A 17,136-nucleotide genomic window follows, 5' to 3' on the forward strand; every position below is an offset into this window, starting at 1 on the left:
CCGACCGCCCGGGCCCTCGCATCAACGGAGGAAGGCGCCGGAGATCCGCCTGCACACGGGGGTGACCCGCTGCGCGATGTCGGTGCGCGCGAGGGCGTGACAGGCGGCTTCGACGAGGCCGGCGCGGGTGACCGGATAGGTGTGGATGGCCCCGCTCTCGGCGTCGAGGACGTCGATGAAGCGGTCGTCGCTGCGCAGGCGAAAGTCGTCGGCGACCGAGCGGGTGTGGAGGAGCTGCTGCTCCTCGAGCGCCGGGACGCTCAGGATCGCCAGCTGGCCCTTCTGCGTGCGCGCGACCAGGAATTCGCCGGAGTGCGCGAACTCCAGGAGGGCCGCGTCCTCGAGCCCCGGCGAGCGCGGCGCCGGGTTGTAGGCGACGCCGCTGTAGGCCGAGAAGTCGATGTCGGACAGGCGGGTGCCCGAGTCGACCTCCCACAGCGCGACCTCCTTGAGGTTGTCGCGCGAGCGGCAAGAGGTCAGGAGGAAGCGCCCGTCGCTCGAGATGTACGAGAAGCCCTTGTGCCGCTCGCCGTCGGGGCAAGTGTCGATGGCGAGGCATCGCTCGAGGCCGGTCTCCGGGTCGAACACGCTGGTGCGATTGTCGTCGCGAATGAGGAACAGCTCGCTGCCCAGGAAGCTGATGAGGCTGTTTAGGACCTGATCGGCCATGGCGAACGGGGAGGCGCGCAGCTCCTGCTCGCACGCGGGGGTCGACCAGATCGCCAGCGCGCCGGATCCGAACAGCACGCCGACGTAGGTGCCCTCGCTGGAGATCCGCACCTCCTGCACGCGGGTGCCGTCGCCCGGGATTCTGCACAGCGGGGTCGACTCGAGCGGCTCGACGACGTCGACGCTGCCGTCGAGGTTGGCGGCGGCGATCCGCGCGGCCCGGGCGGCGAGGGCGACGGTCTGACGCCCGCCCCCGGGCGGGTAGGTCCGCGCGTAACGCGGGTGGCCCCATTCGTCGTAGAAGCGGATGAGGCCGCGGCCGCGGGTCCTGCCGACGGGCTCGCGCCAGATCCCGCCGTCGACGCTCCACGCGGACGAGCGCTCGCCCGGAGCGTCGGGCTCGGCGAGCACGAGCGGCGGCCGCTCGCCCCGCCGATCGTGCAGGCGGACGAAGCCGTCGGCGTCGCGCGTCGCGACCTCGCGCTCGTCGAATCGCACGATCTGCTGGCCGAGCGGGGCGTCCAGCGCCCCACCTCGAGCGGGTCGGCCGACTCCCACAAAGTGACGCCCGAGGAGAGGATGACGAAGCGAGTGCCGCCGCGCGAGGTCGACAGGTGCTCGCCGTGGACGCTCGAGATCGGCGGGGTGCTCTGGCGCAGGTTCGGGGTCTCCGACAGCTGCAGGTCGGTGCCGACGAGCAAGAGCTCGTCGTCGCGGGTGGCGTCGTGAAGCTTGCCGACGATCCGGTGCGCCTGCTCCCAGCCGCCGACGGCGAGGTCGGCGGCGGCGTGGAACACCATGGTGTCCTCGTCGTGGTTGTTGGCGGTCAAGAGGCGCCGGCCGTCGGAGGAGAACAGGACGGTGCGCGCGAGGTGAGGCAGCCGCTCGACGCGCTGGCGGTGCCTGTCGAACACCAGCGCCCCCTCCGCGGCCGAAGGATGGGCGAGGGCGACGTAGCGGCCGTCGGGCGACACTGCCAGCGAGGCAGGGTCGCGCCGGCTGGCCCACGACTCGTTCCACGCCGGGAGGTCGCGCCACACGATCGGGCGCTCGGCGACGCCGGTGTCGGCGGAGAGAAAGGTGGGCGCGAGGGCGTCGGTGGCGAGCACGAGGTGCTCGCCGTCGGGGTGGAGCGCGAGCGCGGCGCCGCGGGCCGTCAGCGGTATCGACCAGATCGGCCGGCCGTCGTCGCTGCGGTAAGCGCCGACGGCGTCGAACAGCAGGGTGAAGGTGTGGTGATCGATGGGCGCGGTGTGGGCCTTCAGGGCGAAGAAGCGCGCGTCGTCGGGGGCGAACACGAGGTCGTGACAGCGGGGCACCTGGACGTTGCGCGCGCCCCCGGCGATCGCATGGACGGTGCAGCTGTCGTCGTCGCGGACGACGATGTGGCGGTTGCCGGGGCTGATCCGCACGAACGCGTGGTTGACCGCGCCCGTGGCGACCGTGGCGACCCGACGCACCGGATCGGTGGACCACAGCTCGACGTCGCTGGCGAACTGGACGGCGAGCAAGGTGCCGTCGTCGGACACTTCGACGGCCCGCGGCGACCGCTCCTTGGTCGGGATCGTGGCCACCGGCAGCATGGCCTGCATGGCCCCGGTGAGGGCGTCGATGACGACCTGCGGGGCCTCGTCGAAGCTCGGAGCGAACGGGGCGAGCGCCTCGAGGGCCAGCCCGAGGGCGTCGCGCTCGTGGGCGCCGACGGTCGACAGGCGCCAGACCTCGCGGTTGCGCGCCTCGAAGCTGGCCGCCTCGCGCTCGTCGTCGGCCTTCGCGGCGCGCTCCTCGCTCGCGATCCTCGCCGCCTCCGCCGCCGCCCGCCGCTCGTCGATCCGGCGCGCGGCGAGGGCGGCGACGACGAGCGCGAGGATGCCGAGGAACAGCACGCCGAGGCGGCGCCGCGGGGCCTGGTGGTCGCGCGTCAGCTCGGCGAGAAGCGCGGTCATCGACGGCCAGCGCGCGGCGGGGTCGACGGCGAGGCCGCGCTCGAGCAGGCGCCGCAGCCACGGCGGGGCGCGACGAGCGTCGCGCGGCGGGGTGATGTGGCCGCGGGTGATCGCCTGCAGCAGCGCCGAGGGGGTCTGGCCGCAGAACGGCCGCGAGCCGTAGAGCGCCTCCCACATGGCGACGCAGAACGCGAACTGATCCGTGCGCGCGTCGGCCTCGAGGCCCTCCCACTGCTCCGGCGCCATATAGGCCGGCGTGCCCAGCAGGGTGCCGGTGCGGGTCAGCTCGATCGGCTGATCGCACAGCGGCGGGACGAGGCGCTCGCGGGGCTCGCCCCCGGCGGCGCGCGCGAGGCCGAAGTCCATCACGCGCACGCGCTCGTCGACGCCGATCATGACGTTCTCGGGCTTGAGGTCGCGGTGGACGAGGCCGGCGTCGTGCGCGGCGGCCAGGCCGCGGCCGATGGCGGTAAAGACGGCGACGATGTCTCGCCAGCCGCGCCGGCGCGAGTGCAACCATTGCCGCAAGGTGACGCCGTGGACGTACTCCATGGCCACGAACACCTCCTCGTCGAAGGCGCCGACGTCGTGGACGGTGACGACATTGGGGTGGGCCAGCTTGGCCAGCGCCTGGGCCTCGCGGATCAGTCGGGCGCGGGCCTTGGGGTCGCGGGCGTGCGACTTGAGGAACTTGAGGGCGATCTTGCGATCGAGCTCGGGGTCGTAGGCGCCGTAGACGACGCCCATCGCGCCGGCGCCGACGTGCTCGAGCAGGACGTAGCGGTCGATGAGGGTGCCGCGGGCGAACTTCACCGCGCCCGGCCGCGGCACGTCGCCGTGGGCCGGCGGCTCGAACGCCGGCCGCCCGCTCGACTGAATCTCGAGGGTCGGCGCGGTCTCCTCACCGTGATGTTCGCGGCTCATGCGGTCGCGCCAGATATGGCGCGCTTCGATGGTGCTGCCGATCACCACCGATCGCGCTACCCGGCCCCGACGTTGCGTAAGCCCGGGCACAGGCTACGCGATCGGGCGGGGTCGCCGCTGGCGGCCCAGGCGCCGAATCGTGGCACTGTCCGCGTCCGGGATCCGTGATCAGGACCGCGGCGAATTGCCTCGGCGCCAGTCCGGGCTGGCCGCAGCGACGCCGCGCTTCGCGCCGTGGGCGCGGCGTGCGGGTCACTTCAAGTTCATCGACGCCTGGCTCGGCGAGCAGCGCGAGGCATAGACTGTTCTTTAGGACATGTCCATGGAGACATGGCGAAGCGGACATGATTGACGGTGCAGAAGATTCGTGTTCGTTCGTCCCGCTTCGCGCCGTGGATGTCGAGAGGATTGCCGCGAATCCGTACGGGCCGTCCAGGATTGCCCCGATCGGTCCGCGGCGCGGAGACGCGGTGCATGTCCCGCTGGGAACTACCCCGGGCGCCGGCCTCGGCGTGGCGCGGTGCTTTCATCACTTCGGACGCATGTTCGCGGTCGATGACGGTCGGCCGCGCGGGCCGATCGACGTCCGACGGGCGTGCGCTGACCGGCTGTCGGGAGGACCCACTCGCGGACCTCACGCCCGCAGGGCGCGCGCTCCCGCGCGGGTGCGACGATTCTTGCATCAATCACCGGATCTCTCCGCTGACATTGATTGCAGGCAGCGGGACGGTGTGCATGTCTTACGTGACCTGTACGAAAGGGCTGGCGACCGCGGCGCGAGTTCGCGCCGCTGCTGCGATTGCGCCTCAGGGCCCGACCGAAGCCGATCGGTGTTCGTGTTCGCGGTCGGCGCGCTTGCCCCCTCGCACGCGCTCGCGTAGGACTGAAGGTCCGGGAGGGATTGCCATGGCTGACCGATCGGACGAAGGGGCGCGCGCGGCGGAGGGCGGACGCAGCGAGCCAGATCCGCAGGTGACGCTCGAGCGGGTGATGGCGCTGGTGAACAGCTCGCCCAGTCTCGTGTATCTCAAGGACACCGAGTTCCGCTACACATTCATCAATCGCACCTTCGGCCGCGACAGCAACAAGACTCTGGCCGACATGTACGGCCGCGGCGACGAGGTCATCATGCCGCCGGAGTTCGTCGCGCAGGTGCGGGCCGACGAGCTCAAGGTGATGGAGAGCGGGGTCCCGCTGGCCTACGAGGAGGAGGTGGTGACGCCGAAGGGCCGGCGTCACTTCTCGACCGTCAAGCTGCCGGTCTACGGCGACGACGGGGAGCTGATCGGGATCGGCGGGTTCGTCACCGACATCACCGAGCGCAAGCAGCAGGAGCTCGAGCAGCAGCGCATGATCGATGCGCAGCGCGAGGCGCTGCGCGAGCTGTCGACGCCGCTGCTGCCGATCGCCGAGGGCGTGCTCGCGGTGCCGCTGGTCGGAGTCGTCGACCCCGAGCGCGCCAGGCAGATCGTCGAGAATCTGCTGCGCGGGATCGCCGAGCACCGCGCGCACACGGCCATCCTCGACGTCACCGGCATTCGCATGATGGACGCCGAGGTCGCGCGCGCGCTGGTGCAGGCGGCCCGCGCGTCCCGGCTGGTCGGCGCGCGCGTGGTGCTGACCGGCATCAGCCCCGAGGTCGCGCAGACTCTGGTCGGCCTCGACGTCGACCTGAGCGGCGTCACCACCCTGGCCACGCTCGCCAGCGGCATCGCCTTCGCCCTGCGCGAGTGAGGCGGGCGGGCTCGTGGCGAGCGCGGTCACGCGGGCCGGAGGAGCTGCGCCGGCTCCGCGGGCGGCGTGGTAGGCTCGCGCGCGTGACGGGGCGGAGCAGGCGAGTCGGGGGCGCGCTGGTCTCGTTGCTGGCGCTCGGGTGTCGCCCGCAGGCGGCCGAGACGGCGACGCAGGGGCCCTGGCGGGGCCGCAGTCGGTCGCGCCGGCGGCTCCGGCGGCGAGCGAGCCCGCGGCGGCCGAGCAGCCGCGCTGTCGGCCGCTGGCGTCCGAGCCGGCGATCGCCGCGCCCGGCTCGGGGCCGGCGTACGTGCTGGTCGATGCCGTCGGGGTGCTGCGCATCGACGACGGCGCGGTGACGACGGTGCTGCCGCTGGCCAAGGGCGTCGACGCCGGCGACCTCGAGATGACGGCCGGGCCCGACGGTTCGCTGTGGCTCAGCGGCTGGGACGGGGTCGACGTGATGACGCCCGACGGGCGCACGCGCAAGGTCCATCGGCGCCGCGGCGACTCCGGGCCGCGCTACGAGCATTTGATCGTCGGCGCCGACAATGACGTGTGGGCGGTGACGAGCGACATCGAGTGGCAGGTCGTGCATTACGACGGGGCGCGCTGGCGGCCGCTGCGGGACCGGCGGCAGTTCGCCGGCAAATACGACGACAACAAGTTCGCGGGCCTGGCGGTCGCCGCCGGCGCCGTGTGGGTGGCCTCGTGGAACGGCATGTGGCGCGGCGTCGGGCGCGACTGGCAGCCCGTCGAGCCGCCGCCCGGGACCGGCATCCTCTCGCTATGGACATACCGCGATCGCGTGATCGCCGGCGACGGCGAGCGCTGGTTCTTGCGCGAGGGCGACAGCTGGCAGGCGCTGGCGTGGCCGTCCACGTTGAACGTCCGCCGCGCGGTGGGCGAGGTCGGCCTGGTCGCGGCGCCCGAGCACGGGAAGGCGGCCGTGCAGCTGGCGGCCGCGACGGCCGCGGGGTGCACCGTCGCCAGCGAGCCGCTGGCGGGCTCGCGGATCGCGGAGATGACGGTCGACGGGGCCGGGCGCGTGTGGCTGGCGACCGACGTCGGCCTGGGGGTGGTCGGCGGCGACGGGCGCAAGCTGGCCGAGTGGCCGTTCGGTTCTCTACCTGGCCTTTCGGGCAGGGTGACGCAGATCGCGGTGATCGGCGCCGGGCCGTCGCGGCTGCCGTCGGGTCGGCCCGGCAAGACCTGGGAGGTCGTCGGCCGGCTCAAGACCTTCAAGCAGGCCAGGCCGCTGGCGGGCGCCGCGGTCGAGCTGTGCCCGTCGCCGGCCGGCGACGACCGCTGCCCCGCGGGCCCGTCGACGCGCTCCGCCACCGCCGCGGTCGACGGCTCGTTCCGCTTCGCCGACGTCCCGCTCGGCGACTACTCGATCGTCGTGCGACCGCCGGCGGGGCAAGAGGAATGCACCAGCCCCTTCACGGTCCACGGGCACTGGCTGAAGCCCGCCGGCGATTGCCCGGCCGACGGCCCGCGCTGCGACCTGGGCGAGCTGACGAGCTGCCGGCCGTTCGAGATGCCGCCGCCGCATTGAGCTGTCCTCGGGGACAGATCGTCGGTGGGCCGCGGCAGACGAAGGCGCGCTCATCGGCGGTCGGCAGTGGCTGGCGGGCGCCATCGTGCGCGGTGCCACGGTGCCGCGAGAGTACGATTCGCCCTCGAACGACTGCACGCTCATCGCCTGCCGGACGCCGATTGCGGTGAGGGCCTTCTGCGCGATGCAGGAGGCCGGCAGCGCCTGCGCGCCGAACGAGTGCTGCTCTCGGGTGTGCTTCGGGACATGCTCGCCGGGGCATGTCCTTGGGGGCATGGCGTTCAGCCGATGCGCTGGGCGAACAGGATGTCGTTGCCGGCCGGGTCGCGCACGATCGTCTCGCGCATCTTATAAAAGGTGTCGCGCTGGGCGACGAGGCGCGGCCAGTCGCCGAGGGCGCGCTGGACGGCGGCGAGGTCGTCGACCTCGATGAACAGGGACGTGCGGCCCGGGCCGGGCGCGGCGCCGGGGATGTCGTCGCGGACCGAGGCGACGCTCTGCAGCATGACCTCGGTGCGGCCGGAGGTGAGGATGACGAAGCCGAGGCGATCGCCGTGCGGGACCTCCGCGGTGCGGGTGAAGCCGAGGCGGTCGACCCAGAAGGGCAGGCAGGCCTCGACCGAGTCGACGACGAGCACGGGGGTGATTCGCGTGAAGTTCACGCGCAGAGGCATGCCACGGGCGACGGCGCGGGGATTGTAAAAATGGTGCGCAGGGCGTGAGACCGCGCGCGCGCGAATGGGGGCGCGGCGAGCTGGCCGAAGGGACATGTCGTCCGTCGAGCCCGCGCGCGGCCCCGATGGGCCACGGACGGCGAGTTCAGCGAGCCTTCCGTGGCCCGGCGGCGGCTCTGATGTGCCCCGGGTGTGAGACTGCGTGCGGGGAGAGGCGAACTGGCCGAAGGGACATGTCATGTCCCGCGACGACGAGCGCTTCGACCTGCTCGCGCGACGCACAGGCGACGAGGCGAGGTCACACGTCTTGCCCGGTCGCCAGGGCGCGGGCGTAGGCGCCGGGGGTCAGGCCGCCGAGGGCCTGCATCTCGTGGATGAAGTGGGCCTGGTCGTGGTAGCCGAGCTCGCAGGCGAGGGCCGCGTGATCGCGGGGGGCGGCGCGCAGGGCCTGGACGGCGCGTTGCAGGCGGAGCGCGCGGGCCAGCTCCTTGGGCCCGACGCCGACGGCCTGGCGCACGCGGCGGGCGAGCGACTGGCGGGCCACGCCGAGAGAGTCCGCCAGCTCGGCGACGCTGGGCGGACGCGCCTGGGCCAGGGCGCGCGCGGCTCGCTGGACGAGCGGGTCGAGGGGATGGCGGCGGTGCTGCGTCAGTACGCTCGCGAGGTGGCGCACGCGGGCGGCCCTGTCGGGCAGCGTCGCCAGGACGTCGAGCAGCCGCGCCGCGGGCAGCCCGAGTTCGCCGGCGGGGACGCGCGCGTCGGTGATCGCGTCGGCGGGCCCGGCCAAGCACGCGCGCGGCCCCCGGGCGGAAGCGGACCGCGACGATCTCGCTGGGGCCGTCGGGCACGACGAGCGCGCGCGTCATGGCGCCGACGACCTCGACGCGCGGGCTGCCGACGAGGTGGACGATCACGTCGATGCAGCCGTCGGGCAGCACGCGGTAGCTGCGGCCGTCCTGCGGCGCGTCGACCGAGCGGGTCCAGAAGGCGTCGACGACGTCGGCGAGCTCGCGCGGGGCCGGGTGCTCGCGGTACACCGGCTACTCGACCTCGTCGTCGAGCGCGGCGAGCACGTCGGCGGTGCTGGGCGGGCCGTCCGCGAGGTCGCCGCGGACGCGCGAGAGCTCGCGCTCGAGCACCTCGACCTTGGTGGTGAAGCGGCGCAGGACGGCGTCGAGGTCGTCGATGGTGCGCTCCTGGAACGCGAGCTTGACCTCGAGCTCGGTGATTCGCTGTTCGAGCCTGGCGATGTCGGCGTCGGTGGCGGGCACGGGCCCTCGGGATACGCGGGGCGCGCGGCGCGTGCAAGCGGGGACGGGTCCGCCCGCGCGCCTGGACGAGGGCCTGGCGCGTCGCGGCGAACGCGGCGGCGGGCGGGTTGAATCCCCCGGCGCGGGGCCTTAGGCTCGGAGCGCGCGTGCCCGAGTTCATCGACATCCTCGATCCCGTGGCCGGTGCGGGGATGGTCGGCCAGGTGCGGGTCGACCGGCGCCCCGGGCCGGACGGCGGCACGGCGCCGCCGCTCGTGATCCTCGGCGGCATGACGCAGACGCTGTCGAGCTGGGGCGGGCAGGTGCGGCCGCTGTCGGGGCAGCGGCCGGTGATCGTGTACGAGGCGCGCGGGCAGGGGCAGACGCGGCTCGACCTGCGCGACGTGACGCCGCCGGTCCACGTCGAGGACTTCGAGCGCCTGCTCGACGCGCTCGGCGTGGCCGGGCAAGTCGACCTGTGCGGCTTCTCGTTCGGCGGGCGGATCGCCCTGGCGATCGCGGCGGAGCGGCCCGAGCGGGTGCGCCGGCTGGTGCTCTCGGGCGTCAGCGCCGGCCGCGGCGCGCTCGGTCGCGTGATCGTCCGCGCCTGGCGCGAGGCGCTCCGGACCGGCGACCTCGAGGCGCTGGCGTGGATCAGCCTCGGCGACACTCTCGGGCCGCGCTACCTCGAGGCCAACGAGGCGGTGCTCGAGGCGTTCGTCAAGGCGACGGTCCAGCGCAACACGTACGCGGGGATCTCGGCTTTGTTCACGCAGACCCTGGACGACGGCGCGGACTCGCCGTGGGCGCCGCTCCAGCGGCGCCGCGGGTGCAGGCGCCGACGCTGCTGCTGGCCGGGGCGCTCGACCGCCTGGCGCCCGCCGGCGAGCTCGACGCGCTGGCGGCGGCCTTCCCGGCCCGGGCCCGCGCCGAGGTGCTGCCCGACGTCGGCCACACCGTCGCCATCGAGGCGGCCGAGCGCTGGCGCGCGCTCGTGCTCGAGTTCCTGGCCTGAAACACATGGCATGAAGGACATGTTCCTCGAGGCATTATGAGCGGCAACACTTTCGGCCATGTCTTTCGGGTCACGACCTTCGGCGAGTCGCACGGCGGCGGGCTCGGGGTCGTCGTCGACGGCTGCCCGGCCGGCCACCCGTTCCCGCACGCGCGCATCGCCGAGCAGATGGCGCGCCGGCGCCCGGGCCAGGGCAAGCTGACGTCGGCCCGCCAGGAGGCCGACGCGGTCCAGGTCTACAGCGGCCTCGACCCCGAGACGGGGCGCACCCTCGGCACGCCGATCATGATGATGGTCGGCAACAGCGACGCCCGCAGCCACCACTACGACGACCTGGCGGCGCTGTACCGGCCGTCGCACGCGGACTACACCTACGACGCCCGCTACGGCCTGCGCGCGGTGGCCGGCGGCGGGCGGGCGTCGGCGCGCGAGACGGTGGGCCGGGTCGCGGCGGGGACGCTGGCGGAGGACCTGCTGCAGGCGCTGCACGGGGTCGAGATCGTGGCGTGGGTGGCGGCCGTCGGCGACGTCGAGCTGCCGACGATCGACGAGGCGACGCTGACGCGCGCGCAGGTCGACGCCAGCGCGGTGCGCTGTCCCGAGGGACATGTCGCAGAGGCCATGACGGCGGTGATCGAGGCGGCGCGCAAGCAGGGCGACACGGTCGGCGGGGTGGTCCGCTGCGTGGTGCGCGGGGTGCCGGCGGGCTGGGGCGCGCCGGTGTTCGACAAGCTGACCGCCGACCTGGCCAAGGCGATGATGAGCCTGCCGGCCAGCCGCGGCTTCGAGGTCGGCGACGGCTTCGCGGCGACGAAGCTGCGCGGCTCGCAGCACAACGACCCCTTCGTCAAAGACGCGGAGAGCGGGCAGATCCGGACCACCACCAATCACTCGGGCGGGATCCAGGGCGGGATCAGCAACGGCGAGGCGATCCGCCTGGCCGTGGCGTTCAAGCCGGTGGCGACGATCTTCCAGCCGCAGCAGACGGTGAGCCGCGCCGGCGAGGCGGTGACCTTCCAGGCCCGCGGGCGCCACGACCCGTGCGTGCTGCCGCGGGCGGTGCCGATGGTCGAGGCGATGGCGGCGCTGGTCCTGTGCGACCACATGCTGCGCGCCCGCCTGGCGACGATGGACGGGCTGCGGCGATGACGGACGAGTCCCCCGAGGCGCGCCGGCGGGCGTTCCGCGTGGTCTCCGGGGGCGAGGCGCGGCCGGCGTTGCCGCCAGGGCCGATGGTGATCGACGCGCCGCCGGAGGCGGTGACGGGCGAACCTGTCTTCATGGACATGCCCGGAGGGCCACGTGTGCTGGCGCCCGGAGCCCCGCAGTCGCCCGGGACGGCGCCGCTGGAGATCGCGCGGCACCTGCGGATGGGCGAGGCGCTGGTGTGGTGGGACGCGAAGGCGGGCTACGACCTGCGGCCGCTGGCGTGGATCGGGGGCATCAGCGCGGCGGTGCTGCTGGTGGCCAGCCTGCTGGCGCCGGAGTTCTGGGACCAGCCGTTCGCCGATCTGTGGCGGCCGATCGCGGTGCTGCTGTCGCCGATGCTGCTGTGGCTGGTGCGCGAGCAGTTCAGCCAGCGGGCGATCCTCGTCACCGACACGGCGATCCTCGAGGTGCCCCGCCGCGGGGAGCCGCAGCGGCTGCAGTTCTCGGCGGTGCAGCGAGTGAGCCGCGACCTGCTGACCGGCGGGGTGGTGCTCACCGGGAAGCTCTCCGATCGCGTGCCCGCGAGCCTGGTCGACCGGGCCCGCGTGGCGATCGCGTCGCAGCGCAAGGGAGCGTTGCGCAGCCAGGCGGAGCGGCCCGACGACCCGCTGCGCTTCATGGGCTGACGCGGCGGTCGGGGCGCGAGTGAATCGCGGCGGTCGGGGCGAGGTTCGACCGGGGCGGTAGAAGTGCTCGTGGCCGAAGAAGCCCCGCCCGGCGCAGGTCCCCGCGGCGGGCTCGCCGGCGCTGCGCGTCGGCACGAAGCTGCAGTGTCACGAGCGAGGTCGCCGAGCGCATTCGTGGGACCGGGATGAGCGTCGCGCTGGCGAGGCTCCGAGCATCGGAGGCGTTCATGACGGTCGGTGCGGTCGGGCGAATGTCGGGATTGCGCAGAGCGGCGCCGGCCGGACTGAACCGCGCTGGCCGCTCCCGCTGGCCCGAGGCAGCGATGTGGATCAGAGAAGATCGAAGGCTTCCACGGATGTGGGCGTCCAAGGTTTGTTCGCAAACGCGCGGTTGCGAGCGAAAATGCTAGAACATGTCCCATTTTTGCCTATCAAATCATAGTTTCACGCCTTGACGCATGGACAAACCTTTATCAGACTCGAGCACCATGCTGCCGCTTCGCTCGCCCTGGCCTCTGCCGTTGCTCGTTTTGCGCCGCTCGTACTGGCGGGCGGGGGTTGCAATCGCACCGGCGATCCCCTGATTCCGGAGACGGTGCTCGGGCACTGCACTTATAAAAATCGATTCTCCGATCGGACCGAGTGTCGTGAATACCGCGGCGACCGCTGGGACGAGGCGGGGGCGAGCGCGGACTGTGGTGAGTGGGGCGCGGAGCTCGAGGGCGGGGCGTGCGAATACGAGGACATCCTCGGCGCCTGCGTGCTCGGCGATCCGGAGCGGGTGATCCGCGTCGTCGTGCCCGGGGCCGACGCCGGTGATTGTCGGCAGCAGGAGCGGGGTTGCGAGATCTTCGGCGGCGGGATCTTCGTGCCCGGGCCGGTGTGCGGCGGCGAAGATCTGCCCGACCCGGTCGAGGGCAACGTGTTCCAGTGGCCGGTGCTCGAGTGCAAGCAGCCGCTGGACGGCGAGCCGGCGGGGCAGGGCGAGGGCGGCGATGTCTGCACGTGGTCGATGATCTCGGGCTGCACCGAGCCGGGGCGCGACTTCTCGGCGTACGCGTCGTGCGACATGGTGCGGACGCAGCGGCCGTACTCGGCCCAGCCGACGCCGCAGCCGGAGGTCGAGGACCCGCGGCTCGGCGACGCGGCCTACGCGGAGGAGCTGGCGTGGGTGACGGAGCAGGTGTCGGCGTGCGCGTGCGTGTGCTGCCATCAGACGAGCCTGACGCCCGACGGGGCGGCGATCTGGGACCTCGAGGCGCCCGGCAATTGGATCAACACGTTCACGCCGTACGGGCTGGCGTTCGCCGGCGGGTTCCTCGATTCGTCGCTGCTCGGGGCCTATCCGGCCGCCGAGAACAACGGCTTCGACCGCGCGAGCACCGGGCTGCCGACGACCGATCCGGAGCGCATGCGGGCGTTCTTCGCGGCGGAGCTCGAGCACCGCGGGTTGTCGCCCGAGGACTTCGCCGACGCCGACCCGACGCCGGCGCCGTTCTATCAGCAGTACCTGTTCGAGCCGCAGGTCTGCGCCGAGGGCGAGGGTGTGGCGGCCGACGGCACGATCACGTGGGAAGGCGGCAGCGCCCGCTACGTTTACGTGCTGGCCGCCGACGCGCCGAACCCCGGGGTGCCGCCGAACCTCGACCTGCCCGAAGGGACGCTCTGGCGCGTGGAGGTGCCGTGGGACAGCTCGCCGATGCCGAGCCGCAGCGTCCGCTACGGCCAGCTTCCCGAAGGGGCGCGCCAGGCGTTCCCGAAGGACGGTTCGCCGGCGGTGCTGAAGGCGGGGAGCACGTATTATCTGTATGTGCTGGCCGACATCGGCGTGCCGATCACCCGCTGCCTGTTTGATTATGGGGGGTGAGCCGCGAGCGCCGGGCGCCGTCCGCGAGGCGGGCGGCGCCTCGTCGGTGGGAGCAGGCGCGATTCGGGTGCGATGATCGTCGGTCGCCGCCTGCGAAGAAGTGGGGTGGCGTTCGTCGGGAGGATGCGCGGGAGCTCGTCGCTTCATCGAGGTGTCGACGAGCTGCTGCTCGTTCGGGCGTTCGCGCTCACCCCGAAGCTCGCGGGCGGGCGGACTGATGCGCTTGTACACGGTACAGCCGGACACGGCGGGCCACCTCGAAGCCTCCGCGACAGGTCGCACTCGAGCCGGTGGGGTGGGAGGCCGGTGACGTCGCCTGTCTGCGGTGGTGGCGGGTCAAGCCCGCGGTGAGCTGTGAGCGGATCTCCGTCGATGCGGCGGCGAGCCGCGCGCCGCTCGTCTTGAAGGAGAGCGAGGTGTCGGCGGTACCGGCGATCGAGGACTGCAGGGCTCCGGTGGGTGGATGATGATCGGCCGGTCGCTGCTCGCAATGAGCCGAGGCGCGGCGAGCGGCGCGCCGCTCTCGTGAATGCCGGCGGGCGGACCGCCGTGCGCTCACCGTTGATGCTTTTTGACTTCGTCGGTGATCGCGTCGCGGTCGCTGACGTAGCCTGCCGAGGTCGGTGATGCCCCCCGTCCTCGCGCGCACCTCCACTGCTCCCGCCCGCCGCGGCTGCGCGCCAGGACATGTCGTCAAGGGCATGTTCTATAAGACATGTAGCTTGCTGCTGCTCGGCTGCCTCGAGACGGCCGAGACGCGCGGGCGGCAGGTCGAGGTCGAGGCCGACGCACCTTTGAAAATGTGCGCGGGGACGCTCGAGCACATGGACCGCTTCGTGGAGCGGTTCGCCGAGGAGATCGGGCTGCCGCTGTCGGACGAGCCGTGGATCACGTTCCGCTGGATGACGCCGGAGCACTACGCGCGGCGCAACCCGTGCGGGGGGATGCCGGCGTGCGCGGTGATCCGCACGGTCTACGCCAGCCAGATGCCGCACGAGCACGAGCTGGTCCACTCGGCGGCGAGCGACCTCGGGCTGGCGCACCCGTTCTTCGTCGAGGGGCTGGCGATGGCGTTCGAGGGCGGGGCGCGCGACGCGGAGCCGACCGACGACGAGCCGCAGCCGGACGCGGAGGTCGAGCCGGCGCCGCGGGTGCTGGCGGCGCTGCGCGACCGCTCGAGCTGGCTGCCGGGCGAGTACTATTTCATCGCCGGGGCGTTCACGCGCTACTTGATCGACCGCTTCGGGCTGCGGCAACACCTCGAGTTCTATCGCCGCACCTGGTACGCCGACCCGTACCGCGCGCTGGCCCGCGAGTTCCGCTCGGTGTTCGGGGCGACGCTCGAGGAGGTGGTCGCCGACTTCGAGGCCGAGCGGGCGGACTGCCACTATTCGGCGTACCGCTTCAAGCTGCTCGAATGCGAGGCGCCCGAGGTGGCGTGGGACGGCGAGCGGCTGGCTCGCTGGTTCACCCTCGATTGCGACGACGCGGCGGCGGTCGGCGAGGCCGGCGTCCACGTGCGGACTGTCCATGGCTTCGAGGTCGCGGCGGCCGGGCGTTTTCGAGATCGAGCTGCGAGGCGACCCGACCGTGCGCGCGGCGATCGGCAGCTGCGGCGGCTGCGAGCGCGCGATGCTGGCCCGCCTGCGCTCCGGCGAGGTGCAGGAGACGGGGCTCGCGGCAGGGCAGTACTTCCTGCGCGCGGAGACCGACGCACGCGAGCCGGTGACGTTCGCGGTGGTGATGGAGCGGATCGGCGAATGAGACGCGTCGCGCTGCTGGCGGCGCTCGCGGCCGGGTGTGAGCTGGCCTCGGAGCAATGTGCGATCGACCAGGTGTGCGCGGCGCCCGGGGAGCGCTTCGGGGTCGGCGGGGGCGGGGACGGGCCGGCGCTGGTGCGCGACCTCGACGGCGACGGCGCGGCCGAGTGGGTGGGAGTCAGCCCGAGCCTGGGGACGTTGACCGTCGCGTGGGGCTGGTCGGGCGCGGCTCGGACCTGGTCGATCGGCCAGGCTCCGGCGGGGCTGGCGATCGCCGACGTCGACGGTGACGGTCGACTCGACGTCGCGGTGCCGCTGGCAGGCGAGGGGGCTGTGGCGCTGCTGCGCGGCGCGGGGCCCGGGCGGCTGGGACGCCGCGAGCGGGTGGCCGTGGGGTCGCGGCCGGTCGCGCTGGCGGCGGCCGATCTGGACGGGGACGGCGTGGCGAAGCTGGTGGTCGCGGATGAAGATGATGGCGACCTCCGGGTGCTGGGCGTGGGGGTCGACGGGGTGGTCGTCGGTGAGGCGATCGCGGCGGGGGACGGGCCCACGGGGCTGACGACCGGCGACTTCGACGGCGACGGTCGCGTCGACGTGGTGGTGACTCTGGCCGGCGAGGGCGCGGCGCGGCTGTTCCTCGGGACAGGTGATGGCGGGCTGCGGGCCGCGGGAGACCTCTACATGGGTGCCGGTCCGCGGCAGGCGCTGGCGGTCGACGTCGACGGCGACGGGGCGCTCGACCTGGCGGTGATCGACGACCTGCTCGACGAGGCGGCGGTGGTCCTCGGCGACGGCGCAGGCGGGGCGCGCGAGACCCGGCGGTGGCCGGTGCCGGCGGGCCCTCGGGACATGGTGTATCGGACAGGTCCAAAAGGACATGAACTTTTAATCTTGTCGGCGCTGCAGCCGGCGTTGACGCGGCTGCCGCTGGCGACGCCCGGGCTGCAGACGACGATGGACGCGAGCGCGTGGGACGGGCTGGCGGTCGGCGACCTCGATGGGGACGCGGTCGACGAGGTGGTGGTCCGCGACGCGGCCGCGGGCGCGACGGTGCTGCGCGAGCGGCCGGGGTTCGGGTTCTCGCCGTGGTTCGCCGGCGACTGGCCGGACCTCGCGGGGCCGCTGGTGGCCCGCGACGTCGACCGCGACGGGTGGATCGATCTGGTGGTCAGCGACGGCGAGCGCGGCCAGATCGCGCTGCTGCGCGGGCAGGAGGGCGGCTTCGCGGCGCCGGTGCGCTCGCCGGGGCCCGAGGACGCGGCCGCGCTGGCGCTGGCCGACCTCGACGGCGACGGCGTCGACGACGTGGTGACGTGGCGTCGCGCCGGTTACGTGCGCGTCGACGAGGCGCGGGCGGGCTCGCTGTGGAGCGCGCGCGGGGTCGGCGAGCGCTTCGAGTCGCCGGTCGAGTTCGCGTTCGCCGGGGACCCGCGGCGCGTGGTCGGGTTCGACGGCGACGGCGACGGCCGCAGCGAGCTGCTGGCGCTGCAGGCGGCGTTCACGGCGACGCCGGCGGCGGACAGCGACGAGGCGGGGGCCGGGCTGCTGACGCTGGCGCTGACGGACGACGCGTTCGCGCTGGTCGACAAGTCGATGTCGCTCGAGTTCGCGGCCAGCGAGGACGTGATCGTCGGTGATTTCTCGAAGGAGCACGTCGGCGACGAGCTGCTGCGGGTCGGGAGCGGGACGGAGGGGCAGGAGATCGTGATCGAGAGCCGGAGTTCGGGGCGACGGTGGGTCGCGGGGTCGCTGCCCGCAGGGCGCACGCTCGGGCTGACGCGGGCGGACTTCGACGGCGATGGGCTCGCCGACCTGCTGGTCTGCCGCGAGGACGGGTTGATGGTGGCGGCGGGGCAGGCGTGGAACGCGTTCGCGCCGGCGGTGACGGTGTCGCGCGCGTTGTGACG

13 protein-coding genes and 1 pseudogene are annotated in these 17,136 nt (G+C 73.3%); 8 read left to right on the top strand and 6 right to left on the bottom strand.

The window, feature by feature from the left end:
- Positions 1-21: 21 nt before the first annotated feature.
- Both OV079_RS42250 and OV079_RS42255 read right to left on the bottom strand, forming a co-directional pair.
- Positions 22-747, bottom strand: a complete 726-nt coding sequence (locus tag OV079_RS42250) for a hypothetical protein (protein ID WP_267775398.1) — start codon at positions 745-747, stop codon at positions 22-24.
- Entirely contained in the window at positions 651-3,539 is a 2,889-nt protein-coding gene (locus OV079_RS42255; RefSeq protein WP_267775399.1) for a WD40 repeat domain-containing serine/threonine protein kinase, read from the bottom strand. The genes OV079_RS42250 and OV079_RS42255 overlap by 97 nt, the downstream gene beginning before the upstream one ends.
- A 139-nt stretch (positions 3,540-3,678) precedes the next feature.
- Between OV079_RS42255 and OV079_RS42260 the strand changes: the two genes are divergently transcribed.
- The 3 genes from OV079_RS42260 (at position 3,679) to OV079_RS42270 (ending at position 6,828) form a co-directional block, all read left to right on the top strand.
- The gene (locus OV079_RS42260) at positions 3,679-3,840 is read left to right on the top strand and encodes a hypothetical protein (protein WP_267775401.1); all 162 of its coding nucleotides are present in this window, start codon (positions 3,679-3,681) and stop codon (positions 3,838-3,840) included.
- Positions 3,841-4,445: 605 nt separating this feature from the next.
- Positions 4,446-5,273 carry a PAS domain-containing protein gene (locus tag OV079_RS42265; RefSeq protein ID WP_267775402.1) on the top strand — a complete coding sequence of 276 codons (828 nt, stop codon included), beginning with the start codon at positions 4,446-4,448 and terminating at the stop codon, positions 5,271-5,273.
- Between the two features lie 139 nt (positions 5,274-5,412).
- Positions 5,413-6,828: a carboxypeptidase-like regulatory domain-containing protein gene (locus tag OV079_RS42270; protein ID WP_267775403.1), complete on the top strand. Its 1,416-nt coding sequence runs from the start codon at positions 5,413-5,415 to the stop codon at positions 6,826-6,828.
- A gap of 281 nt (positions 6,829-7,109) precedes the next feature.
- On the opposite strand, the gene OV079_RS42275 is transcribed toward OV079_RS42270, so the two are convergent.
- From OV079_RS42275 to OV079_RS42285, 4 genes and pseudogenes are all read right to left on the bottom strand, one after another.
- Positions 7,110-7,490 carry a VOC family protein gene (locus OV079_RS42275; protein WP_267775404.1) on the bottom strand — a complete coding sequence of 127 codons (381 nt, stop codon included), beginning with the start codon at positions 7,488-7,490 and terminating at the stop codon, positions 7,110-7,112.
- Between the two features lie 310 nt (positions 7,491-7,800).
- Positions 7,801-8,289: a helix-turn-helix transcriptional regulator gene (locus OV079_RS42280; protein WP_267775406.1), complete on the bottom strand. Its 489-nt coding sequence runs from the start codon at positions 8,287-8,289 to the stop codon at positions 7,801-7,803.
- A 58-nt stretch (positions 8,290-8,347) separates the two neighbouring features.
- Positions 8,348-8,539, bottom strand: a pseudogene (locus tag OV079_RS59520) (DUF6597 domain-containing transcriptional factor); the annotation flags it as partial.
- 3 nt (positions 8,540-8,542) lie between these two features.
- Positions 8,543-8,773 (bottom strand): SlyX family protein, encoded by a 231-nt coding sequence (locus OV079_RS42285; RefSeq protein ID WP_267705259.1) that lies wholly within the window; start codon positions 8,771-8,773, stop codon positions 8,543-8,545.
- Positions 8,774-8,919: 146 nt separating this feature from the next.
- Here OV079_RS42285 and OV079_RS42290 point away from each other — a divergent pair, with 146 nt between their 5' ends.
- The 5 genes from OV079_RS42290 (at position 8,920) to OV079_RS42310 (ending at position 17,134) form a co-directional block, all read left to right on the top strand.
- Positions 8,920-9,807, top strand: coding sequence for an alpha/beta fold hydrolase (locus OV079_RS42290; protein WP_267775407.1), 888 nt, complete (start codon positions 8,920-8,922; stop codon positions 9,805-9,807).
- The gene (gene aroC, locus OV079_RS42295; RefSeq protein ID WP_267775408.1) at positions 9,804-10,916 is read left to right on the top strand and encodes a chorismate synthase; all 1,113 of its coding nucleotides are present in this window, start codon (positions 9,804-9,806) and stop codon (positions 10,914-10,916) included. The genes OV079_RS42290 and aroC overlap by 4 nt, the downstream gene beginning before the upstream one ends.
- A complete protein-coding gene (locus OV079_RS42300) occupies positions 10,913-11,602 on the top strand; it encodes a hypothetical protein (protein WP_267775409.1) in 690 nt (229 codons plus the stop codon). The genes aroC and OV079_RS42300 overlap by 4 nt, the downstream gene beginning before the upstream one ends.
- Before the next feature lie 595 nt (positions 11,603-12,197).
- The gene (locus OV079_RS42305; RefSeq protein WP_267775410.1) at positions 12,198-13,469 is read left to right on the top strand and encodes a proteinase inhibitor; all 1,272 of its coding nucleotides are present in this window, start codon (positions 12,198-12,200) and stop codon (positions 13,467-13,469) included.
- A 626-nt stretch (positions 13,470-14,095) separates the two neighbouring features.
- Positions 14,096-17,134: an FG-GAP-like repeat-containing protein gene (locus OV079_RS42310; RefSeq protein ID WP_267775411.1), complete on the top strand. Its 3,039-nt coding sequence runs from the start codon at positions 14,096-14,098 to the stop codon at positions 17,132-17,134.
- The last annotated feature ends 2 nt before the right edge of the window (positions 17,135-17,136 follow it).

The organism is Nannocystis pusilla, from assembly GCF_026626665.1.
Lineage (GTDB): Bacteria > Myxococcota_A > Polyangia > Nannocystales > Nannocystaceae > Nannocystis > Nannocystis pusilla.